Annotated in this window: 17 protein-coding genes, 16 tRNA genes and 2 rRNA genes; 34 read left to right on the top strand and 1 reads right to left on the bottom strand. The window is 41.3% G+C overall.

The annotated features are described in order from the left end of the window. Positions 1-181 precede the first annotated feature (181 nt). The 27 genes from BSM4216_RS03445 to BSM4216_RS03575 all read left to right on the top strand — a co-directional run bounded on the left by BSM4216_RS03445 (position 182) and on the right by BSM4216_RS03575 (position 14,163). Positions 182-3,114, top strand: a 23S ribosomal RNA gene (locus BSM4216_RS03445). 146 nt (positions 3,115-3,260) lie between these two features. Then, a 5S ribosomal RNA gene (rrf, locus tag BSM4216_RS03450) occupies positions 3,261-3,376 on the top strand. 8 nt (positions 3,377-3,384) lie between these two features. After that, positions 3,385-3,459, top strand: a tRNA-Asn gene (locus tag BSM4216_RS03455). Between the two features lie 3 nt (positions 3,460-3,462). Next, positions 3,463-3,554, top strand: a tRNA-Ser gene (locus BSM4216_RS03460). A gap of 9 nt (positions 3,555-3,563) precedes the next feature. After that, positions 3,564-3,635, top strand: a tRNA-Glu gene (locus BSM4216_RS03465). Between the two features lie 8 nt (positions 3,636-3,643). After that, positions 3,644-3,719, top strand: a tRNA-Val gene (locus BSM4216_RS03470). A gap of 10 nt (positions 3,720-3,729) precedes the next feature. Continuing rightward, positions 3,730-3,803: transfer RNA gene (locus BSM4216_RS03475), tRNA-Met, on the top strand. 59 nt (positions 3,804-3,862) lie between these two features. Beyond that, positions 3,863-3,938, top strand: a tRNA-Asp gene (locus BSM4216_RS03480). 10 nt (positions 3,939-3,948) lie between these two features. Further along, positions 3,949-4,024: transfer RNA gene (locus tag BSM4216_RS03485), tRNA-Phe, on the top strand. Positions 4,025-4,028: 4 nt separating this feature from the next. Next, positions 4,029-4,101, top strand: a tRNA-Thr gene (locus tag BSM4216_RS03490). Positions 4,102-4,106: 5 nt separating this feature from the next. Then, positions 4,107-4,191 (top strand) — tRNA-Tyr (locus BSM4216_RS03495). A 5-nt stretch (positions 4,192-4,196) separates the two neighbouring features. Next, a tRNA-Trp gene (locus BSM4216_RS03500) sits at positions 4,197-4,270 on the top strand. Positions 4,271-4,280: 10 nt separating this feature from the next. Continuing rightward, positions 4,281-4,356: transfer RNA gene (locus tag BSM4216_RS03505), tRNA-His, on the top strand. A 16-nt stretch (positions 4,357-4,372) separates the two neighbouring features. Further along, positions 4,373-4,444 (top strand) — tRNA-Gln (locus BSM4216_RS03510). Between the two features lie 3 nt (positions 4,445-4,447). Continuing rightward, positions 4,448-4,522 (top strand) — tRNA-Gly (locus BSM4216_RS03515). A gap of 5 nt (positions 4,523-4,527) precedes the next feature. Then, positions 4,528-4,601 (top strand) — tRNA-Cys (locus tag BSM4216_RS03520). A gap of 8 nt (positions 4,602-4,609) precedes the next feature. Then, a tRNA-Leu gene (locus tag BSM4216_RS03525) sits at positions 4,610-4,692 on the top strand. Positions 4,693-5,348: 656 nt separating this feature from the next. Then, positions 5,349-6,254, top strand: coding sequence for a LysR family transcriptional regulator (locus tag BSM4216_RS03530; RefSeq protein ID WP_048622747.1), 906 nt, complete (start codon positions 5,349-5,351; stop codon positions 6,252-6,254). Positions 6,255-6,398: 144 nt separating this feature from the next. Next, entirely contained in the window at positions 6,399-7,430 is a 1,032-nt protein-coding gene (locus tag BSM4216_RS03535) for an LLM class flavin-dependent oxidoreductase (RefSeq protein ID WP_048622748.1), read from the top strand. Beyond that, the gene (locus BSM4216_RS03540; RefSeq protein WP_048622749.1) at positions 7,420-8,760 is read left to right on the top strand and encodes an LLM class flavin-dependent oxidoreductase; all 1,341 of its coding nucleotides are present in this window, start codon (positions 7,420-7,422) and stop codon (positions 8,758-8,760) included. The genes BSM4216_RS03535 and BSM4216_RS03540 overlap by 11 nt, the downstream gene beginning before the upstream one ends. A gap of 13 nt (positions 8,761-8,773) precedes the next feature. Further along, positions 8,774-9,034 carry a glutaredoxin family protein gene (locus tag BSM4216_RS03545; RefSeq protein WP_048622750.1) on the top strand — a complete coding sequence of 87 codons (261 nt, stop codon included), beginning with the start codon at positions 8,774-8,776 and terminating at the stop codon, positions 9,032-9,034. 332 nt (positions 9,035-9,366) lie between these two features. Continuing rightward, entirely contained in the window at positions 9,367-10,206 is an 840-nt protein-coding gene (locus tag BSM4216_RS03550) for an amino acid ABC transporter substrate-binding protein (RefSeq protein WP_048622751.1), read from the top strand. A gap of 34 nt (positions 10,207-10,240) precedes the next feature. Continuing rightward, on the top strand, positions 10,241-10,945 hold the full coding sequence (locus tag BSM4216_RS03555) for an amino acid ABC transporter permease (RefSeq protein WP_048622752.1): 705 nt from the start codon (positions 10,241-10,243) through the stop codon (positions 10,943-10,945). Between the two features lie 27 nt (positions 10,946-10,972). Continuing rightward, complete coding sequence (locus BSM4216_RS03560; RefSeq protein ID WP_048622753.1) at positions 10,973-11,671, top strand: amino acid ABC transporter permease; 699 nt, start codon at positions 10,973-10,975, stop codon at positions 11,669-11,671. Next, positions 11,668-12,438, top strand: coding sequence for an amino acid ABC transporter ATP-binding protein (locus BSM4216_RS03565; protein ID WP_048622754.1), 771 nt, complete (start codon positions 11,668-11,670; stop codon positions 12,436-12,438). The genes BSM4216_RS03560 and BSM4216_RS03565 overlap by 4 nt, the downstream gene beginning before the upstream one ends. A gap of 23 nt (positions 12,439-12,461) precedes the next feature. Continuing rightward, a complete protein-coding gene (locus BSM4216_RS03570; RefSeq protein ID WP_156179211.1) occupies positions 12,462-13,001 on the top strand; it encodes a GNAT family N-acetyltransferase in 540 nt (179 codons plus the stop codon). Further along, positions 12,988-14,163: an amidohydrolase gene (locus BSM4216_RS03575; RefSeq protein ID WP_048622755.1), complete on the top strand. Its 1,176-nt coding sequence runs from the start codon at positions 12,988-12,990 to the stop codon at positions 14,161-14,163. Before BSM4216_RS03570 ends, BSM4216_RS03575 begins: the two co-directional genes overlap by 14 nt. A 339-nt stretch (positions 14,164-14,502) precedes the next feature. Here BSM4216_RS03575 and BSM4216_RS03580 read toward each other — a convergent pair whose 3' ends face one another. Next, positions 14,503-15,546 carry an IS30 family transposase gene (locus BSM4216_RS03580; RefSeq protein WP_048622401.1) on the bottom strand — a complete coding sequence of 348 codons (1,044 nt, stop codon included), beginning with the start codon at positions 15,544-15,546 and terminating at the stop codon, positions 14,503-14,505. 214 nt (positions 15,547-15,760) lie between these two features. Between BSM4216_RS03580 and BSM4216_RS03585 the strand changes: the two genes are divergently transcribed. The 7 genes from BSM4216_RS03585 (at position 15,761) to BSM4216_RS03605 (ending at position 22,900) form a co-directional block, all read left to right on the top strand. After that, positions 15,761-15,843: transfer RNA gene (locus BSM4216_RS03585), tRNA-Leu, on the top strand. Between the two features lie 730 nt (positions 15,844-16,573). Beyond that, complete coding sequence (locus BSM4216_RS16650; protein ID WP_156179213.1) at positions 16,574-16,762, top strand: hypothetical protein; 189 nt, start codon at positions 16,574-16,576, stop codon at positions 16,760-16,762. After that, positions 16,708-16,905, top strand: coding sequence for an ATP-binding protein (locus BSM4216_RS17025; RefSeq protein ID WP_244878039.1), 198 nt, complete (start codon positions 16,708-16,710; stop codon positions 16,903-16,905). Before BSM4216_RS16650 ends, BSM4216_RS17025 begins: the two co-directional genes overlap by 55 nt. Before the next feature lie 912 nt (positions 16,906-17,817). Continuing rightward, positions 17,818-18,984, top strand: a complete 1,167-nt coding sequence (locus BSM4216_RS03595; RefSeq protein ID WP_048622577.1) for an IS256 family transposase — start codon at positions 17,818-17,820, stop codon at positions 18,982-18,984. Between the two features lie 297 nt (positions 18,985-19,281). After that, positions 19,282-20,124, top strand: coding sequence for a DNA adenine methylase (locus BSM4216_RS16960; protein WP_218016366.1), 843 nt, complete (start codon positions 19,282-19,284; stop codon positions 20,122-20,124). Further along, entirely contained in the window at positions 20,099-21,178 is a 1,080-nt protein-coding gene (locus BSM4216_RS16965; RefSeq protein WP_218016367.1) for a DNA adenine methylase, read from the top strand. Before BSM4216_RS16960 ends, BSM4216_RS16965 begins: the two co-directional genes overlap by 26 nt. An 18-nt stretch (positions 21,179-21,196) precedes the next feature. After that, positions 21,197-22,900 carry an AlwI family type II restriction endonuclease gene (locus tag BSM4216_RS03605; protein WP_048622757.1) on the top strand — a complete coding sequence of 568 codons (1,704 nt, stop codon included), beginning with the start codon at positions 21,197-21,199 and terminating at the stop codon, positions 22,898-22,900. Positions 22,901-23,088 lie beyond the last annotated feature (188 nt).

Below are 23,088 nucleotides of genomic sequence, written 5' to 3' on the forward strand. Positions count from 1 at the left end.
ACCGCAGCAAGATGGATTGTGACCTCGAGCACCTAGGAGCCGGAGCTGGACAGATATCAATTGTACGCTTTCGTTTTGTTCAGTTTTGAAGGATTTCATCCTTCCAAGTTGTTCCTTGAAAACTAGATAGAAAAAAGAAGCAGCATAAACCGAGTATCGCCATCTAGGATAAAACCAACATGGTTAAGTTAGAAAGGGCGCACGGTGGATGCCTTGGCACTAGGAGCCGATGAAGGACGGGACTAACTCCGAAAAGCTCCGGGGAGCTGTACGTAAGCGTTGATCCGGAGATTTCCGAATGGGGAAACCCGCTGCCCGTAATGGGGCAGCATCCTTGCCTGAATCCATAGGGTAAGGAAGGCAACCCGGGGAACTGAAACATCTAAGTACCCGGAGGAAGAGAAAGCAACAGCGATTCCCTGAGTAGCGGCGAGCGAAACGGGAACAGCCCAAACCAGAAGGCTTGCCTTCTGGGGTTGTAGGACACCAATGGTGGAGTCACAAAGGAACGAGGTAGACGAAGAGGTCTGGAAAGGCCCGTCAGAGAAGGTAACAACCCTGTAGTCGAAACTTCGTTCCCTCCCTGGTGGATCCTGAGTACGGCGGGACACGAGGAATCCCGTCGGAAGCTGGGAGGACCATCTCCCAAGGCTAAATACTCCCTAGTGACCGATAGTGAACCAGTACCGTGAGGGAAAGGTGAAAAGCACCCCGGGAGGGGAGTGAAAGAGAACCTGAAACCGTGTGCCTACAAGTAGTCAGAGCCCGTTTACGGGTGATGGCGTGCCTTTTGTAGAATGAACCGGCGAGTTGCGATCTCATGCGAGGTTAAGTCGGAAAGACGGAGCCGCAGCGAAAGCGAGTCTGAACAGGGCGCATGAGTATGGGGTCGCAGACCCGAAACCAGGTGATCTACCCATGTCCAGGGTGAAGGTGAGGTAACACTTACTGGAGGCCCGAACCCACGCACGTTGAAAAGTGCGGGGATGAGGTGTGGGTAGGGGTGAAATTCCAATCGAACTTGGAGATAGCTGGTTCTCTCCGAAATAGCTTTAGGGCTAGCCTCAAGGAAAGAGTCTTGGAGGTAGAGCACTGTTTGGACTAGGGGCCCTCATCGGGTTACCGAATTCAGACAAACTCCGAATGCCAGCGACTTATCCTTGGGAGTCAGACTGCGAGTGATAAGATCCGTGGTCAAAAGGGAAACAGCCCAGACCGCCAGCTAAGGTCCCAAAGTATACGTTAAGTGGAAAAGGATGTGGAATTGCTTAGACAACCAGGATGTTGGCTTAGAAGCAGCCACCATTTAAAGAGTGCGTAATAGCTCACTGGTCGAGTGATTCTGCGCCGAAAATGTACCGGGGCTAAACGTATCACCGAAGCTGCGGGTGGACACCTTCGGGTGTCCGCGGTAGGAGAGCGTTCTAAGGGCAGAGAAGCCAGACCGGAAGGACTGGTGGAGCGCTTAGAAGTGAGAATGCCGGTATGAGTAGCGAAAGAAGGGTGAGAATCCCTTCCACCGAATGCCTAAGGTTTCCTGAGGAAGGCTCGTCCTCTCAGGGTTAGTCGGGACCTAAGCCGAGGCCGACAGGCGTAGGCGATGGACAACAGGTTGATATTCCTGTACCACCTCTTTTCCGTTTGAGCGATGGGGGGACGCAGGAGGATAGGGTAAGCGCACTGCTGGATGTGCGTCCAAGCAGTAAGAGGGGCAGCGAGGCAAATCCCGTTGCCACTAACCTCAAGCTGTGACGGCGAGGGAAATATAGTACCGAAGTTCCTGATTCCACACTGCCAAGAAAAGCCTCTAGCGAGGAAAAAGGTGCCCGTACCGCAAACCGACACAGGTAGGCGAGGAGAGAATCCTAAGGTGTGCGAGAGAACTCTCGTTAAGGAACTCGGCAAAATGACCCCGTAACTTCGGGAGAAGGGGTGCTTTTTGGGGTGCATAGCCCCGAGAAGCCGCAGTGAATAGGCCCAGGCGACTGTTTAGCAAAAACACAGGTCTCTGCGAAGCCGTAAGGCGAAGTATAGGGGCTGACGCCTGCCCGGTGCTGGAAGGTTAAGGGGAGCGCTTAAAGCTTTGCTTGAAGGTGCGAACCGAAGCCCCAGTAAACGGCGGCCGTAACTATAACGGTCCTAAGGTAGCGAAATTCCTTGTCAGGTAAGTTCTGACCCGCACGAAAGGCGTAACGATCTGGGCACTGTCTCAACGAGAGACTCGGTGAAATTATAGTACCTGTGAAGATGCAGGTTACCCGCGACAGGACGGAAAGACCCCGTGGAGCTTTACTGCAGCCTGATATTGAATTTTGGTACAGCTTGTACAGGATAGGTAGGAGCCTTGGAAACCGGAGCGCCAGCTTCGGTGGAGGCGCCGGTGGGATACTACCCTGGCTGTACTGAAATTCTAACCCGCACCCCTGATCGGGGTGGGAGACAGTGTCAGGTGGGCAGTTTGACTGGGGCGGTCGCCTCCTAAAAGGTAACGGAGGCGCCCAAAGGTTCCCTCAGAATGGTTGGAAATCATTCGCAGAGTGCAAAGGCAGAAGGGAGCTTGACTGCGAGACCTACAAGTCGAGCAGGGACGAAAGTCGGGCTTAGTGATCCGGTGGTTCCGTATGGAAGGGCCATCGCTCAACGGATAAAAGCTACCCCGGGGATAACAGGCTTATCTCCCCCAAGAGTCCACATCGACGGGGAGGTTTGGCACCTCGATGTCGGCTCATCGCATCCTGGGGCTGTAGTCGGTCCCAAGGGTTGGGCTGTTCGCCCATTAAAGCGGTACGCGAGCTGGGTTCAGAACGTCGTGAGACAGTTCGGTCCCTATCCGTCGCGGGCGCAGGAAATTTGAGAGGAGCTGTCCTTAGTACGAGAGGACCGGGATGGACGCACCGCTGGTGTACCAGTTGTCTCGCCAGAGGCATCGCTGGGTAGCTATGTGCGGAAGGGATAAGTGCTGAAAGCATCTAAGCATGAAGCCCCCCTCAAGATGAGATTTCCCATTTCTTCGGAAAGTAAGATCCCTGAAAGATGATCAGGTAGATAGGTCCGAGGTGGAAGCGTGGTGACACGTGGAGCTGACGGATACTAATCGATCGAGGACTTAACCAAAAGAAAGCGCGAAATCGGTGAAACTGCTTCTTCTATCTAGTTTTGAAGGAAGATATCTTGATAACGCTTTATAAAAAGACCTATAAATTCTTTAAAATTCCTATTGAAATTTAAAGAACAATCGTTCCGACAATACATGGTGACCGTCTGGTGGCGATGGCGAAGAGGTCACACCCGTTCCCATCCCGAACACGGAAGTTAAGCTCTTCAGCGCCGATGGTAGTGAGGGGATTCCCCTTGCGAGAGTAGGACGCTGCCAGGCGATATTATTCCGCAGTAGCTCAGTGGTAGAGCAATCGGCTGTTAACCGATCGGTCGTAGGTTCGAATCCTACCTGCGGAGCCATATGGAGAGCTGTCCGAGTGGTCGAAGGAGCACGATTGGAAATCGTGTAGACGGTTAACGCTGTCTCAAGGGTTCGAATCCCTTGCTCTCCGCCATTATAAGTTGGCCCGTTGGTCAAGTGGTTAAGACACCGCCCTTTCACGGCGGTAACACGGGTTCGAATCCCGTACGGGTCATCCTCAATGGAGGTTTAGCTCAGCTGGGAGAGCACTTGCCTTACAAGCAAGGGGTCGGCGGTTCGATCCCGTCAACCTCCACCATCTATATCGTCGCGGGGTGGAGCAGTCTGGTAGCTCGTCGGGCTCATAACCCGAAGGTCGCAGGTTCAAATCCTGCCCCCGCAATTGAATGACATAGTATTTCTTTCATACATAATCAACGTGTCAGCATATCTTAAAACAATGGTCCCGTAGTGTAGCGGTTATCACGCCTGCCTGTCACGCAGGAGATCGCGGGTTCGATTCCCGTCGGGACCGCCATGAAATCATCGGCTCGGTAGCTCAGTCGGTAGAGCAAAGGACTGAAAATCCTTGTGTCGGCGGTTCGATTCCGTCCCGAGCCACCATGTTGCCGGCTTAGCTCAATTGGTAGAGCAACTGACTTGTAATCAGTAGGTTGTGGGTTCAAGTCCTACAGCCGGCATCAGTGGAGGGGTAGCGAAGTGGCTAAACGCGGCGGACTGTAAATCCGCTCCCTCAGGGTTCGGCGGTTCGAATCCGTCCCCCTCCACCATTCATAGGGGCATAGTTTAACGGTAGAACAGAGGTCTCCAAAACCTCCGGTGTGGGTTCGATTCCTACTGCCCCTGCCATATTATAATGGCGGCTATGGCGAAGTGGTTAACGCATCGGATTGTGGCTCCGACATTCGTGGGTTCGATTCCCACTAGTCGCCCCATATTAAAAGGAATCATTGGGCTATAGCCAAGCGGTAAGGCAACGGACTTTGACTCCGTCATGCGCTGGTTCGAATCCAGCTAGCCCAGTACGCGGAAGTAGTTCAGTGGTAGAACACCACCTTGCCAAGGTGGGGGTCGCGGGTTCGAGTCCCGTCTTCCGCTCCAATGAAGGCGGCATAGCCAAGTGGTAAGGCAGAGGTCTGCAAAACCTTTATCACCGGTTCGAATCCGGTTGCCGCCTCCATATAATAAGCCGATGTGGCGGAATTGGCAGACGCGCACGACTCAAAATCGTGTTCCCTTGTGGAGTGTGGGTTCGACTCCCACCATCGGCATCGAATATAGAGATAAGGGGTTCCACATAGTGGAACCCCTTGTTTTTATATTTGGCTCTATGTCAATTGTTGGAATACACTTATCGAAGTGCCCCCTTTTTTGTAGTTGACTAGATGAGTGAACATAAAGCTTTATTTCTTAGTCTCTTAAAATTCCGGTTCTATACTAAATGTTGGGGTTGAATCTTTTCAGCCACGAAATGAAATTCCCTAATTTGAACGTTCATTCGATGACAGGTTGGATAAAGGCCTGTTTTTTCTATTATAGAAGGCGGTAAAAATCGCTTTTGTAATCGCATGAAGGTTTATTTCTCCTAAAATATAGATTTTAAGCTCAATTGATAAGGATTTTAAGCTTTTTGGTGAAACGGATATCAGCAAAACATCGGTTCTCGTAATCAAAAAAAAGAGCAAAGAGTCAAAGGCGTATGTATTAAAGGGGGAGGTACTTTTATAGGTTGGAATAAAGCACGAATCTCTTACGGTTCAATTAACTGAATTTACTTTATTTATGGAATTTTTTAAAATATACTTTACTAATCGGAATAATATGATTAAAATAAAAAAACAAAATACCGTAGAATTGACGTTCAATAACTCCTGATGCATCTATGTTCGGGAGCTTTTTATTTTTTATTAAAAAAGGGGTGGAGAAGATGAACATTGATCATATTGAAGCTTTTATGTATGTCGTCCATTTTAACAGCATTCATAAAGCAGCGAACGCTTTGTTTTTATCACAGCCAACGGTTACGGCGCGGATCAAAGCATTGGAACGAGAATTGGATACAGAACTGTTTGAACGGGAGGGTAGAGGCATCAAGCTGACGGAAAAGGGGGAAATGTTTATTCCGTATGCTGAGCAGATTATCCGCACTTTTCAGCAAGGAAAAAAACTATTGAAAAAAAGAGCGGATCAGGAAGAGGTAGTCATTGGGGCCAATATCATTACATCTCAATATTTTATCCCCATTGCACTGCCGCTTTGGAAAAAAGCACATCCGGAACTCCGGTTTAAATTTATTTCAGCGTCTAACGAGGTGCTAGTAGATAAGCTGCTCCAAAAGCAGATTGATGTGGCGTTCATGAAAGAAGTGTCGCATCAAGCATTGCAGCATCAACCGCTTCTTGACAATTCAATACGGCTTGTCGTAAAGCCGGGACATCCTTTTCAGTTTCAGTCAAAGTTATCCGCACAGCAATTGGCTCTTGAACCAATGGTCTTTTTTGAATGCGGAGCGTTCGACTGGAATCGTGTACACAAAATTTTTGAAGTGGCGAACGTGGAACCGCGAATTGAATTTCACGTGGATCATCTTGAAGTGGCAAAATCACTCATTCAAAGCGGCAACGGGTTCGGATTTCTGCCATATTTATGCGTTAAACATGAACTGGAAACAGGCCAGCTGGTGGAAGTCAATGTCGATCATTTGATGATGCTGAAACAGCATATTCATGGAACATATTATGGACCGGAGCCTCCTTTTTTATGGAATGACATTCTTTTGTCGATTGAACAATTTGAAAAGAATGCTGTTTCATCATTCTCTCGAACAAATTGATAAATTTTATTAATGAATCGCTTAAATCTTTCTATCGCTTGAAGTATTGCTTTTTCGCTATTTCCGGTGATAGGATAAATACCAACAAATAAAACAAATTAATCACACCTGTAAACTAAGAATAAAAACAGGAGGAAATTGGATATGAGTTATCAGCTTGGATTGTTAGATCAAAGCCCGATCCTTGAAGGCTCTTCAGCTGTTGACGCCTTGCAGCAAACCGTTCGCCTGGCCCAAAAAGCAGAAGAATGGGGTTACTCGCGCTTCTGGGTGTCAGAGCATCATCATTCGGAACAGGTAGCGGGGTCGTCTCCGGAAGTTTTAATGTCATATTTGCTTGCCAGAACGAAGTCGATTCGCATCGGATCAGGAGGAGTCATGCTTCAACATTATAGTCCTTTTAAAGTTGCGGAAAATTTTCATGTTTTGTCTACTCTTGCTCCCGGAAGAGTCGATCTTGGGATCGGGAAGGCTCCGGGCGGCCTGCCGTTATCGACAAAGGCGTTGCAGTTTGGCACCGTGAATGACGGACAAGATTTTGAAGAAAGATTTCTTTTTTTGAAAAAATTAATTGAAAATTCAGTGGATGAAGATCATCCGCTCGCCGGTATTGAAGCGACACCTATACCGCCGGAAAAACCCAACCTTTTTTTACTCGGGGCCAGTCCCAGAAGCGCTCAGCTGGCAGCTGACCTTCAAATTCCTTTTGTATTCGCCTTGTTTATTAATGGCGACGTAAAGGTGCTGGAAGAATCGGCGCACGTTTATCGCAACGGCTATCCGGACGGACGTTTTCTGCTATCCCTTGCAGCAGTCGCTGCCGATTCGCAAAAAGAGGCCGAAGAACTGGCGAAAGATCAAAAAATGTATAAAGTCCATCTGCAAAGCGGCCGTATTGTCACGGTTTCTACATTGGAACAAGCACATGCTTTCGGCAAACAAGCGGAGCAGTCTTATGAAGTGGAAGAACAAGCGAGCTATATCATTGCCGGAACCTCTGTCTATGTAAAAAAAGTCTTAAATAAATTCCATGCATCCTATCAAGTGGATGAATTTATTTTGCATTCCCCTGTTCAAAAGGTAGAAGAACGGATTCGGTCTTTTCAGCTGTTAAGTCCAAACGGCTCGAATGACGATTATTTAACCGAAGAAGAGGGTGAAACTTATGTCTCATAAAAAACAGATTCAATTGGGGATTATGTTGCACGGCCCGGGAAGTCACATGAACGCCTGGAAAGATCCAAGTGTTCCAAAAGATGCCAGTGTTAACTTTCAGTATTACAAGTCTATTACTCGACAAGCTGAAGAAGCCGGATTTTCTTTTGCTTTTGTTGCTGATGGACTATATATAAATGAAAAATCCATTCCTCATTTCTTGAATCGGTTTGAACCCATCACCATCTTATCTTCTCTCGCGTCAGTAACATCGAGAATAGGGCTGGTCGGTACGATATCAACCACTTACAGTGAGCCATTTACGGTTGCCCGCCAGTTAGCATCGCTGGATAAAATCAGCGGGGGGCGTGCTGGATGGAATGTTGTCACTTCTCCTTTAGAGGGATCTGCAAAGAACTACAATAAAGGTGAACATCCATCGCATTCTCTTCGATATGAGATAGCGGCAGAATTTTTGCAAGTAGTAAAAGGATTGTGGGATTCATGGGAAGACGATGCTTTTATACGAAATCGGCAAACCGGACAGTTTTTTGATCGAAATAAGGTTCATGTATTGAATCATAAAGGTCGTTTCTTTTCTGTCGAAGGACCGTTAAATATTGAACGTTCGAGTCAAGGGCAGCCCGTCATATTCCAAGCAGGTTCTTCTGAAGCCGGTAAAAATTTGGCTGCAAAAGAGGCGGATGCTGTTTTTACCAATGCAGAAACTCTCGAACAGGCCCAAGCTTTTTATAAGGATGTAAAACTGCGGGCAGAAGCAAACGGACGGAGCAGAGACGAGATTCTCATTTTCCCGGGGATTCATCCGATTGTCGGTGCAACTATAGAAGAAGCGGAAGAAAAATACGAAGCGATTCAAAACCTTGTGTCGATTGAAGAAGCTCTCGATTATTTAGGACGATACTTTGATCACTTCGATTTCAGTGTATTTCCGCTTGATGAGCCGTTTCCTGATATAGGCGATGTCGGGAAAAATAGCTTCCGGTCGACAACCGATCAAATTAAGCAAAATGCCCGCGAAAAGAACTTAACGCTTCGAGAAGTGGCCTTGCAAGTTACGACACCGAAAAGCGTTTTTTTCGGTACGTATGAGCAAGTAGCCGAACAATTGATTGCCTGGGTGGAAGGAAATGGAGCGGATGGATTTATTTTTGGCCCGCCTGTTCTTGGCAGCGGCTTAACCGATTTTATCCGGCACGTCATTCCGATTTTGGAAGAACGCGGCTACTACAGCAGGGAGTACAGAAGTGAAACATTAAGAGGAAACTTAGGACTGCCGTTTAAAGAAAATCGCTATGCAAACAAAAAAGAAAATCATTTTATTAACTAGGGAGGAACGATAAATGGGAGAGAAAGCGTTATCAGTAGTGGTTTGGGCAAAAGAAGGATGTCGTTATTGTGAAGAAGTAAAACAATTTTTAGAAGAAAAAGGTATTCGTTATCAAACGGTGGATGTAACCAATCATGATGAACTCCGTGATATTTTAGAAATTAAATATGGTATCCGCCATGTACCAATTGTTGAAATCGGTCGTGGAGACGTGTACGAAGGTATCACGCAAATCGGGATCACAAATCTTGAAAAAGCATTGAGTACTCATTAGTAATCATATGTTTCATTTTTGATTTAAAACCGACTAAATGAATTTGTTTAATGATGATTAATAAATGTGCGCCTGTCTTTGCGATAAAGCTTTATAAGCGTGCCGGCATATTCATGAGTACAATATAAATTTTTTTATATCAAACTAGCTTACTACAGTTGGCAATCTATTACTTTTTGATTGCTATTTGTTGAAAAAGGATGTGTGTTCTTTCATCAAGTGTTTTCCGTTTTTTACAACAAACGATGCGAGAAAATGAGCTAACACTGCCCTTTTCGGCAAAAATTATTAAGAACCGATTGTGAGCAGAAATGGTGAGTGGAGGAAAGAGGATGAAGAAAAAGATCTGGTTTATTGTGACATTGCTATTTACATTTTTTCTGGGAGCTTGCTCGCCAAAAGAAGGAGCAGTTTCATCAACTGATGCCAATGCAGATTCGAGTTCCAAAGATACAAAAAAAGGGGTACAAACCATCATCGTTGGTACCGGAACACAGTTTCCTAATATATGCTTCCTTGATAAAAACGGAAAATTGACTGGATATGATGTAGAGCTCGTTCGTGAAATTGACAAAAAACTTCCTGAATATCAGTTTAAATTTAAAACGATGGAATTTTCTAATCTATTATTAAGTCTTGAAACAAGAAAAATTGATTTTATTGCCCATGAAATGGAAGTAAATAAAGAGAGGAAAGCCAAGTTCCTGTTTAACAAAGTTCCTTACAATGTTTTCCCTCTAAAAGTAGTGGTTCATAAAGATAATAACGATATTAAATCGATTAAAGATTTAAGAGGTAAAAAAGTCGTCGTAAGTGCCACAAGCAATGCGGCCGTTTTTCTAGAAAAATACAATAAAGATCATAATGCAGGCATTAATATAGTGTATTCCGGCCAAGGATCAGATGATACAGTCAACCAAATACGTACAGGAAGGGCAGATGCGACCATTTCAACACCATTTGCCGTTGATTTCTTGAACAAATCAGCTGATGCACAAGAAAAAGTAGTGGGCAATACCCTTTCCGACTCGAAAGTGTATTTCTTATTTAGAAAGGATGAAACGAAACTTCAAAAACGTGTTGATGAAGCTCTTCGAGAACTTAAGAAGGAAGGCGTTGTGAAAAAATTGAGCCAAAAATGGCTGGGAGCGGATTACTCAGTTGGGTTTTAATTTGAACGATGAAATAAAAGGAGGGATTTAAGGATTGGGTAAAGCATTTGACATTACATTAGTCGGTGATTTTATACCACAGCTTATTCAATATTTGGGTGTCACTCTTCAAATTTTAGCCGTTTCTATTGTACTTGGAATCATTATAGGAATCATAGCCGCTATCTTGCGGCTTTTCCGCATTCCAATTTTGTCGCAGCTGGTGGTCGTCTATGTTTCTTTTATTCGTGGCACACCGATATTAATTCAGCTATTTTTGATTTTTTACGGTATCCCTTCATTATTTCAATTAATCAATATCGATCTGTCAAAAGTGGATCCTTTATATTCTGTCATTGTTGCTTATGCATTCAATAATGGCGCCGTTTTTTCCGAAATATTTAGAGGAGCCGTGCAAGCCGTTGATTATGGACAAACGGAAGCTGCGTATTCTGTCGGGATGAGTGAGTCGCAAAATTTTTTCCGCATCATTGTTCCTCAAGCCGTTGGTATTGCATTCCCGAATATTGCCAACACCGTTATTAGTTCGCTGAAAGATACATCTTTAGCCTTTACGATCGGTGTGATGGATATGGTTGGTCGAGGAGAAACATTGATTGCTTCCACAACTCACGCACTGGAAGTATATATTTCACTTTCAGTTGTTTATTACATTGTGGTTGTCCTTCTTGAAAAAATATTCCGTTGGTTTGAAAAACGGGTAATTCGACATAAGTCCGGGGAAGTTTCTTCGGTATAGCCAAAACGGTGTAAAGGAGGGATGGAATTGGTCATTGATATTCCTTTTATATGGACGGCATTGAAGGAAATTATTAAAGCACTTCCGCTAACTTTGATGCTGACAGTCATACCAATTATTGTTGGATTTTTCATTGGACTGGTTGTAGCTCTTATTCGCGTGTATGAAGTAAAGGGGTTGTCTGCTGTTGCAAATGGATATGTTTCGTTTTTACGAGGAACTCCAATTATTATGCATATAATGCTCATTTATTTTGGGCTGCCGATGCTCCTCCAAGCGGCAGATCCGAAATTAGCCATTTCATCTATTCCCGTTAGTGTATTTGTACTGACAGCTCTTTCATTAAGTGCCGGCGCCTACTTATCTGAAGTCATTCGCTCAGGCATTATTTCTATTCCGAAAGGCCAGGCTGAAGCAGCGTATTCAGTTGGTATGAGCACGTTTCAAATGATGGTTCGCATTATTCTTCCACAGGCTTTGTCGCAATCCATTCCTAATTTTACTAATATTTTTATCGGTTTTTTGCACACAACCTCTATTGCCTTTATAGTTTCAGAAAAAGAATTGACGGGAGCAGCAAAAATTGTTGCATCAAATAATTTAAAGTTCCTCGAAGCATACATCGCAGCGGGAATCATTTATTGGGTGGTTACAATTCTAGTTGAATCGATTTCATTGTTATTGGAGAAAAAAGCCACATCCTATGCTAGGGGAGGGGTTCGATGATTTATTTACACGGTATAAAAAAAGCATTTGGGAATCATGAAGTTTTAAAAGGGATAAATTTGACTATCGAAAAAGGAAAAGTCGTCACAATTCTAGGTCCAAGCGGTTCCGGGAAAACGACTCTGTTAAGGTGCATAAATTTTCTTGAAAAACCGGATGAAGGAATCGTTCAGGTAGGTGATGTAAAGGTTGAAGCAGTAAAAGCAAACAAAAAAGAAATTCTTTCATTAAGAAAACAATCAGCGATGGTTTTTCAACATTATAATTTGTTCGCTCATAAAACAGTCCTTGGAAATGTAATGGAAGGACTGATTGTGGCTAAAAAAATGAATAAAGAGGAGGCGAGGGAACGGAGCGAACAGGTGCTTGAAAAAGTCGGATTATTGGATAAATTAAATTATTTTCCAAGTCAACTTTCGGGAGGTCAGCAGCAACGTGTCGGCATTGCTCGTGCTCTTGCGTTAAATCCGGAAGTGATTCTTTTCGATGAACCGACTTCGGCGCTTGATCCCGAGCTTGTCGGAGAAGTGCTGACTGTCATTAAAGATATTGCCGATGAAGGGATTACCATGCTTATTGTGACACATGAAATGAATTTCGCCCGCTATGTATCGGATCAAGTGTTGTTTATGGATGGCGGATTGATTATAGAAAAAGGCTCGCCCTATGAGATTTTTACAAAGCCAAAAGAAGAACGGACACGAAAATTTTTAAAGCGGATTTCAGGGGAAACGTCTGTCAGCTGGCTTCAGGAAACAGCACATTAAATAAGAAGGGAAGGATTGTAAACGTGATCCATAATGTACAGATACGTGACATGTTGGTTGAGGAAAAAGAAGTAGTTCGTCAGCTTCTAATTGACAGCTATCGCCAGTATGAGTCTGAATATCAAGATCCGGATGTTTGGGCCGAATATTTAGACCATATTGCGTTTTCTGTGGATAATCCGGATGTGGATCGGATTTTGGTGGCGAGAAGCGGGCAGGATATTCTCGGGACGCTGCAGCTGTTCGAGTCCTCGGAAAAGGCGTATGACCGGCCGGAACTGAACATCTTTTCTCCGATCGTACGGCTGTTGGCGGTTCATCCGAAGGCAAGAGGACATGGAATTGCACAAAAATTGTTGAAAGAGAGTATTCGATACGCGCAATCAAAAGGAGCGGCAAATTTGTATTTGCACTCAAGCGATAAAATGCAAAAAGCCATACAGTTGTATGAATGGCTCGGATTTAAACGAGATAAGTCCAAGGACTTTCAAAACCATGATATTTTAGTTAAGTGCTTTCGATTTGATATTAAAAAGGAGGCATCCGTTTATGAGTCCATCTAGTCTGGAAGACCGCTTAATTGCGATCCGACGCCATTTGCATCAATATCCGGAGTTGTCGAAAGAGGAGTTTGAAACGACAAAATCGATCGAGAAGTGGCTTCGTGAAGAGGATATTGACATCAGAGAAACTTCGCTAAAAACGGGTGTTTTTGCGGACATAAAAGGGAAAACACTCGGGCCTACGATTGCCGTACGCGCGGATATCGATGCACTTCCAATTGAAGAAAAGACAGGTTTGCCCTTTTCGTCCAAAATAAAAGGAAAAATGCATGCGTGTGGCCATGATTTTCATACTGCGGCTGCCATTGGTGCCGCTTATTTATTAAAAAAGCATCAGTCCGAATTAAATGGAACAATCCGTTTTCTCTTTCAGCCGGCTGAGGAATCAGGTGCAGGTGCAGATAAGGTAATCAAAGACGGTCAACTTGAAAACGTCGATGCAATCATTGGTCTTCATAACAAACCGGATTTGCCGGTAGGGACGGTCGGGCTCAAAAACGGTCCATTGATGGCAGCGGTTGATCGATTTCAAGTGGTCATTCGCGGGACCGGGTCTCATGCAGCCTTGCCGCATAAAGGAAAAGATCCTATTATCGCGTCCGCACAGCTTATTACCGCTCTGCAAACGATTGTCAGTCGGAATGTATCACCTTTTCAAAGCGCAGTGGTCAGCGTGACAAAAATAGAAGGTGGCAGCACATGGAATGTCATTCCGGGGGATGTAACGCTTGATGGCACAATCCGGACATTTGATTCCGTCATTCGTGAAGAAGTGAAAGAGCGCTTTTATACAGTGGTGGAGCATATTGCGAAGGTTTATTCACAGGAATTTGTGATTCGCTGGTTTGCTGGACCGCCTCCGCTCATCAATGATGAAAAGGTGACTGAAACGGCACGCCGATCAGCGCAAAATCTATCCCTTCGTGTCATTGATCCGGAACCGTCAACGGCCGGAGAAGATTTCTCTTACTACTTACAGCAAATTCCCGGAACATTTGCCTTTTTCGGGTCAAACGGAAACGAAGATTGGCATCATCCATCATTTACTGTTGATGAAAAGGCCATTATCAAAGCTGCTTATTTTTTATATGAAACAGCTAAAAACCTGCTTATTGAATACAGCCAAATTAAGGAGAAACAAAAGAGCCATTCGACTTTCTGAAATAGGCCGAATCCCCCGACGTAGACTGTTAACAAAAAGGCATTTTTCATGTTCTTAAGAGTCTGCATAGAGGGGGATTCTTTATAACAAAAGAGCCATTCTTAAAAAATGATATGTTTCTTAAATTGCAATATTAAATGCAACAAGTATTGAAAGACCAGATAACCCATGATTAAGTAGAATCGGGACACTCTGCGCAACTTGACGTGGAGTGGCGGGCATGGTAGCCTGGTTGGCCCAGCCAGTACCGTATACCTGGCTTCATGGCTGGTAGCCATGCCCGCAGAGGCTCTTTGTCAAGTTGCTAAAAACCAACCCTTTGGGTTAGCTGGCTTAAGGTTAAGAAGCTAAGCCAGCTAACTCTATTTGGAAACACTCCTCAGGTGTACGATAATTGAGGATCTTCCTTGGAAGATGGTTACACCAATTTTCAACATAGGTAATGGTTTCGTCTGCCACAGAGGAAATGGGTCTCCCCTTTGGTATGAAGCGCCTAATAAGGCCATTATGACGCTCGTTGGTTCCTCGTTCACAGGATGTGTAAGGGTGTGTAAAATAAACCTCTGTTAGATCTTTTTCAACACTAAGGCCGAGGTCAGCAAATTCAGAACCGTTATCAGCCGTAATGGTTTTAAACACTTTAGAGAACCGATTACCATAAGACACTTTCAACTGAGATATGACTTCTGAAACGGATAGACTATCCTTGGCTGTCACTCTCAAAATTATTTCTTTACGGGTTTTGCGCTCAGTAAGAGTCAATAAGGCCTGATCTTTAGTCTTCTTGCCTATAACCGTATCAATTTCCCAGTGACCAAACTCTTGGCGTTCATTGACTTCAATTGGTCGCTCATCGATACTGCGTCCTAAGATCTTCTTATTCTTCCGGTTACGTTTTTTCTTGGTGTTCAGGGTAATTTTCATAGGTAGGTCAATGTTTTTAACGCCTATAAGTCCTAGATCAATATAGTTATAAAGGGTCTTGGTGCAAACCATTTTGTCTTTGAATTTCCCATCACGTTTGGCTCTCCCACATACCGCATCAGGAGACCATTTCTTATCAAGGATCTGAGTTTCGGCATACTTAATAAACTCGATGGCATCGTCTAGTTTTAGCTTGCGGCCACAGGCTTTCCTGTTTCTCTCATAGAGAAGTTGACCTGTGTCTGGAAAATAGACATGAACAATTTTCCCGTTGCTTTTTCTTTGTGGCACTGTACCTCTTCTTAACTCACGGGAGATGGTGCTTTTGTGACAACCAACATAATCTGCAATCTCCTGTTGAGTCTTACCAGCAGCGTGTAAGGCCGCAATTTTCCCACGGTCATAAGCCGTTAAGTGTTTGAAATGCCGAGCTCCTATGGTAGAATTAGTAATTGCCATAGATAAATCCTCCGTATCGATATTGTTTTAGTCGACTTAATCATACGTGGTTTATCTATGGTTTTTCATTTTTTATGCTTGTTGCATTTGATTATACAACTAGCCAAATGATATGTTTTTAAAACACTTTTATATTTGTAAAAAAAGATATGGACATTTTATATAAAATGTATTAAGATAGTACTTGTCTGAAAAACAACGATAAAAACATTAGGCCGATGTGGCGGAATTGGCAGACGCGCACGACTCAAAATCGTGTTCCCTTGTGGAGTGTGGGTTCGACTCCCACCATCGGCATCGTTACAGTGCATTTTACAGTAATTTAAACGTGAATAGTACCGAAATATCAACGTTCTTCACAGTATTGTGGAGGACTTTTTTTGTTATTGGTTCAATTACTAATGTTGGGGTTAAGAGACTTTTAGGGCAAAATAAAAGCAATTACGAAGATGAAGATCTCTCTTTAAAATGATAGTTGGTAACTACATAAAAAAGGAGATTTCATAATGCATTCTCATTTTATTACAAAACTGCTTAGGATGAAGATGTTGAAATCACTCATGTGGAGGATCAAGTCACTCACTTGGAAATCTATATTTATACGTCTGTAAAAGTCCAAAAATGCCACTGTTCTCAGAAGGAAACTTCCTCTGTCCATGATTATCGGATTTAAAGGATTCGTGATGTAAAGGTCTTTGAAAATATTGCTTTCTCATTTTGAGAAAATGTCGATACAGATGCAAGTCCTGCGGAAGACGGTTTCTATTAAATCTATTCTTTTCTAGAGAGTTACCAGCACGAATCCTCCAGCCTCTTTTGGTCAAAGTGAGGGCGTACAACTTTAAGCGGGTTGCCAAAGAAACAGGGTTTGATCGAAAAACAGTTCATAAGGTATCTCAAGGAGGACAAGTTTCCAGAGCGCAAAGCCAACAAAAAAGTAAACTTGTTCCTTATAAAAGATCAAATGGAACACTATGAGGGGATCCATTCAAACGAAAAAGGACAGAAAATAAAAGGTGTTCAAGGTTTGGCGACCAACGACTTTTCATCTTCTACCCCATCTCCAAAAGAAAACAAACGTCCTTTCGCTGTGCTTACGCAGCATTGGAAGAAAGTGAAACTGTATGATGAAGGACATGTTAATAGAACGATTACAAAAGCTTGGTTGGGGCTCCACACAGCCCACCAACTGGAGCACTTATTAGAAGACGCTTAAAATGGGGGAAAGTATTCGGAGACGATGTATTAGAGACAGCCATTTTAGATCATCCATTAATCCACGCCATTGCCTTTAATATCAAAAGCGATTCTTACCGCCTCCAAGAAAAAAAGCAGGCCTTTATCCTGCCTAGTTATTGAACTAAACGTTCAAAATGTAGAATTTCAATTCGTTAAAATTCGAGAATTTTCAATCGATGTTGACATTTTTAAAATATTTTTGCCAAAATGTGTATAGAAAATGGTGGTGCTCCACTTCATTCTTTGCGCGGTCAGCATCAATGGAAATAACAAAGAAATATGCAAATTTGTTTGTTAAAGATATTCAAGATAATCATCAAAAGTATTCTCCCGTGAATAACTCATAAGGATTGTTGGAAAATGGAAATAATCAGACGGGTGAAGTTTGAGAATTATTTTATACTGGAAAAAAGGGCAACAAAATTTTTAAAAGATAAAAAATTTGATAGCCAAACTATATGTAATGGTGATAAAATGAACGTATATATAGAAGGGAGGAAATTTACGTAAAATATCGGTGTGAAATTTAAGTTAAGAGTTTATAGTCAAAGAGGGGGGACACAAAGACAATTACTATCTGACTAAGACGGAAAATGGTTGGGTTGTTAATACATTGTCAAACAAATTAAGCTATATTTAACCCACAAACCCAAAAACCAAAATTATATTTTTTAAATGCTTCATTCATAACTTAATCTCTCCAAATACACATCTAAAAACACCCTACTTAGCAAGCACATTGGCAATTCGTTTGATAATTTTCCTCTTTGAAGGTCATTTTGACGCTTTAATTGAGTAGCAATCTTCTCGAACTGTGCAATGAGTTGAGAGAATTGATGTTCATAATACCTCTAACCTCCAAATTTTTCATTCCCTATAATATCAATCTTTCATATTTTATATTTCTATTTTTAAATCTACAAATAGTAGATGATGTATAAAATTTTGTGTCAAGCATTTAGTTAGACCAAAAGAAAAAGGTAGGGTATTCTCTGATTTGACCAATCATCTAGAGAAAGGAGTACCCTACCTATGTCTAAGAGTATATCGAATATAGATTGGATGAATCAACTGGAAAACGTTATTCGTGAGTTTGTAAAGGAAAAATTAGAGCTGATCATGAAGGAAGAAATCCAGACTTTCCTCGAAATGGAACAAGAGGGAACGTCGAATAGAAGAAACGGCTATTACCATCGAAACCTAGACACGCAGTATGGTCGTATCGAAGGACTTTCTGTTCCAAGAGACCGAAAGGGGGAATTTCAAACGCAGCTGTTCACCCCTTACCAACGCCATACGGGCTGGCTCGAGGAAGCCATCATCAAGATGTATCAAAGTGGTATGAGTACGCGTGAAATTGGCAAGTTTATTGAACGAATTTTAGGCAAGGCCTATTCTCCTTCAACGATCAGTCGTATGACCGATATCGTGAAAGAAGACATTGAGAAATGGCACAAACGTCCCCTGAACAAACGTTATTCTGTCTTATATTTAGACGGATTGTATGTAAAACTTCGTCGCGATACCGTGGAGAAAGAAGTGATTTATGTGGTGTTGGGGGTCAACGAAGAAGGATATCGCGAAATTCTTGATTTTTTCGTAGGAGGACAGGAGAGTGCCTATGGATGGCAAGAGATTCTTCAACAGCTCTACAAAAGAGGCGTACAGGAAGTGCTTCTGGGCGTATTTGATGGCCTTCCGGGGCTAGAGGAAGCCTTTAAGGCTGTTTATCCGAAAGCCGATGTGCAGCGCTGTGTCGTTCACAAAGTACGTAATACCTTAAATCGTGTTCGGAAAAAAGATCAATTTGAAGTGGCAGAGGATCTCAAACTGATTTATCGCGCACCGAATAAGGAGATTGCGTTACAGATGTTTCAACAGTTTGAGTCGAAATGGTCGAACAAGTATCCGAGAGAAGTTCAATCTTGGGCCAATGAGTTGGATGTCCTCCTTACATTTATGGATTATCCAAGCAGTATTCGAAGTGTGATTTACACGACCAATGCCATTGAACGAACGATCAAAGAGATTCGGAAACGTCTAAAGCCGATGAACAGTTTGAGTAGTTTAGAAGCCGCTGAAAAAGTCGTGTATTTGACCATCCAAGATTTTAATGAGAAATGGGCAGGACGAAAATTACGAGGATTTGCTGAAGCCTATGAAACCCTTCAACAAATGTTTGAAAAACGTTATAACTAACCAAATATTGTAAACGAACAAAATAAAGGGATTCTCCCTTTCCACACAGGAGACTGAATATTCAGTCTCCTGTGTGGAGGAAATCGAACCCCTATCCATTCCAAATCCATTTCAGAGATACCCTATCTATCTTACATAACACAAAATTCTTGACGGTACCAAATAGTATTAATGGGTTTATTTGTATTTCTTTTTCTCTTGATATAATGTTATATAGAATGCCATATAGATATATCCTTTTAATAGGGCTTTTTAAGTTGTAATATTGTACAATTAATGTTACGAGGATGATAAAAAATGCAACAGACTTTATTTGATGTTAGGAAATATATTAAAGCAAAGCCAGTATTAAAATGGGCAGGCGGTAAATCTCAAATGCTTAATGTACTTGTACCTAACGTTCCCAAAAAATACAATAAATATATAGAACCTTTTGTAGGCGGAGGCGCTTTATTCTTTGAGCTTTCTCCCGAAAGAGCAATTATTTCGGACTCTAATCCAGAATTGATTAATTTATATAAAATAATCGCAGAGAATGTAAATGAGTTAATAGAATTGTTAAAAGAAATGAAAAATGATGAAGAATTTTATTATAGAATTAGAGCATTAAACCCTGAAACATTAACAAATATTGAGAGAGCTGCCCGAACTTTGTATTTAAATAGAACATGCTATAACGGTTTATATAGAGTGAATAAAAAAGGAGAATTTAATGTTCCGTTTGGAAAATATAAAAATCCTAAAATTTGTGATGAAGAAAACCTACAAGCTGCAAGCGAAGTATTAAAAAATGCCATAATTATTCACGGTGATTATAAAGACGTGCTTCAAGAATACGCAGAGCCAGGGGACTTCATATTTTTAGACCCACCTTATATTCCTGTATCAAAGTACTCTGATTTTAAACGTTATACTAAAGAACAATTTTATATAGAAGACCAAAGAGAATTGGCTAATGAAGTGAAACGGTTAAAGGATCTGGGGTGCTACATTCTTTTGACAAATTCAAATCACCCATTAGTTCATGAATTGTATAAGGATTATGAAATAAGTGTACATCAAACTAAACGGAATATTAGCAGTAAAGCATCAAAGAGAACAGGAGAGGATGTACTTGTCAAAATTGAACCTAGAAAATGAAAGTAAAATAATAGCAGAACCAATTGAATTACCTGAGCAAATGAATAAGTTTCCTTCAACTAGGTTCATGGGTAGTAAGGAAAAGCTAATAGAATATATATGGGGAGTAGCATCTCAATTTCAATTTGATAGTGTTTTAGACTTGTTCAGCGGTAGTGGTGTAGTTAGTTATATGTTTAAAACTCAAAACAAGCAAGTATTTAGCAACGATTATATGGCTTTTTCTGCAAATATTGCCAAAGCTTTAGTTGAAAATAATCATGTTACCCTAACTAACGAGGATTTAGAAATAATATTAAATGAAGATACATCAACTGATAATTTTGTATCAGAAACATTTAAAGACTTGTATTTTAGTGATGAAGACAACGCTTTTATTGATTTGGTTAGAGCTAATATAAAAAAATTAGAAAACAATATGAAAAAATCACTTGTATATGCAGCGTTAGTTCGTGCCTGCTTAAAAAAGCGGCCACGAGGAATTTTTACCTATACTGGTCTCCGTTATGATGATGGAAGGCGTGATTTAAGGTTATCTTTAAGAGAACAGTTTATGGAGGCTGTTGAATCAGTAAATGGAGCAGTGTTTGATAATGGAAAAGAAAATATATCCAGTCATGGAGATGCAATGACTTTAAAAAAACATGCAGATTTGATTTATATTGACCCTCCATATTATAGTCCTTTGAGCGATAATGAATATGTAAGGAGATATCATTTTGTCGAAGGATTGCTAAGAGATTGGCAAGGTGTAGAAATGCAATGGCACACAAAGACTAAAAAGTTTAAAAGTTATCCTACACCGTTTAAAACTTTAGATGGTGCTTTCAAAGCTTTTGACAAGCTATTCGAATTTCATAAAAACAGTATATTAATTGTTTCATACTCATCCAATTCTTTACCAACAAAAGAAGATATAGTTTTATTAATGGAAAAATATAAAAAAAATGTTGATGTAGTATCTATCAGTCATAAATATTCGTTTGGGAATCAAGGGCACAAAGTTGGAAATAACAAAAATAATGTTGAAGAATATTTATTTGTTGGTTATTGATTTTAGGGGAAGAGGTTTATGACAAAAAAAGCATGGTATATAGGGAACACAACTATTCGAAATGCAAAAAGGCTAAAAGATGGATTACGTGTACTGGTAGATTCCTCATTACATGGTAATTTAATAGGAAAAAGTAATGAACAAGAATTTGCCAGGCTCTTACATGAAGAGGGTGTTGTTTTTGTAAAGCGATTAGAAGATAATCCAAGAAATGACGCCAGTGATGTAGGAAGAAAATGGAGAGCTGCTTTAATGCAATTAGGTTTCATCAGACATGCAGAGTCTGATAGACCTTTTACAATAACACCGAACGGTTTGAGATTAATTAATGCAAATACGCTACCAGCGGAACAAGAAGTCTTTTTGAGGGCTTTGTTGGCTCATCAAATTCCATCAGTTATCGAAGCTTTTCCTGACCCTGTGTTTAGTCCTTTGAGGATTGTATTAGAAGTGTTAAAAAAATTAGAAGAGCAAAATTTAGAAGCTAAAATTACGAAAGATGAAATGACATCTATTGTACAAGTTACAAGAAGAATCGAAGACGTAGATAATGCCGTAAATAAAATAAGAGAATATCGTGAGCAACTTTCTCAAATTGAAGTAGCAAGGGATAGAAAACGCTTTATAAATGCTTATCGTGATGAGGTTGCTTCGACCTTGGCTGGTCAGAGTTCAGGTACACTCAAGGATTATGCTGATTCTAATTTTAGATATTTAAAATTGACTGGATTATTTGTAGAAAATGGAAGTTCACTCAAAATTGCGGAACATAAGTATACAATTTTTAAACAAATTTTGTCTAAACCATATGAGCCAATACCAGATAGAGATTATCTGAATATTTTATGGAACGGTGCAATATTACCAACAGATAATGTAAGTAAAGCAATTGAAGCAATTAATTCAACAGCTGCTCTTTTGAAAAATAACGGTGAAATGGTAGAACTGCCCAATTTAACAACAATGGATGAACAAGATTTATCCCAATTACGGTTAAAATTAGAAGAAGATTGGCTAAAAGTATTAGAAAAACAATTTGCCAATAATCAAGTAAATGAATGGAAAGATATCCTAGAATATTTAAAGGCTTTAACTAAACCAATTAAAAAAGGAAGCAAAATTCCTCAAGGAGAAGGACCGGCTTATTTTGAATGGGCATTGTGGAGAGCGTTTTTGGCTATAAATCATTTGAAAAATTCGCCATGGGAGGCAAGACGTTTTCGGGTTGATGAAGAATTTTATCCATTAGGACATGCTAGTGGTGGAGGTTCTGATTTAATATTTGAATTTGATGATTTTGTTATAGTCGGCGAAGTAACACTATCAAGCTCTTCCAGACAAGAAGCAATGGAGGGAGCACCTGTTAGGAAACATGTTGCAGATATGGTAGATTGCTATAGGGAAAAAGGTAAAAAGGTATACGGTTTATTTTTGGCAAATACGATTGATACTAATACTGCTGAAACATTTCGTGTTGGAGTGTGGTATCAACAAGACGATAGAAAAATAGATTTAGAAATTCTGCCACTTACACTGGAACAGTTTATTATCATTTTTGAAAATGGATTTAAAGATGGTGAACGAAGAATCAATTATAAAATGTTTGAAGATCTTATAAATAGTTGTCGTGAAAATTGTGATGCTACAGATGCCCCAACTTGGAAGAAAATTATTAATGAAAAAGTTAATTGCTTTGCGAATAATTTAAGGGAAATTTCATAAGAAAAATTTGAACTTATTATTTTTTATCAGTTTTTCAATTGAATTTTCAAATATCAGCTTTATTTTTATAAGCAAAAGAGAATTTTACTGGAGTTCTTAAAAGGACTGGGGTCCGGTCTATGGTGAAATAAACATTCATCAGGCAGAAAGTTTTAAACAAGTTTTTTGAGATTTTCACTTAAAAATTT

Source organism: Bacillus smithii (assembly GCF_001050115.1).
In the GTDB taxonomy this organism is placed as follows: Bacteria; Bacillota; Bacilli; order Bacillales; family DSM-4216; genus Bacillus_O; species Bacillus_O smithii.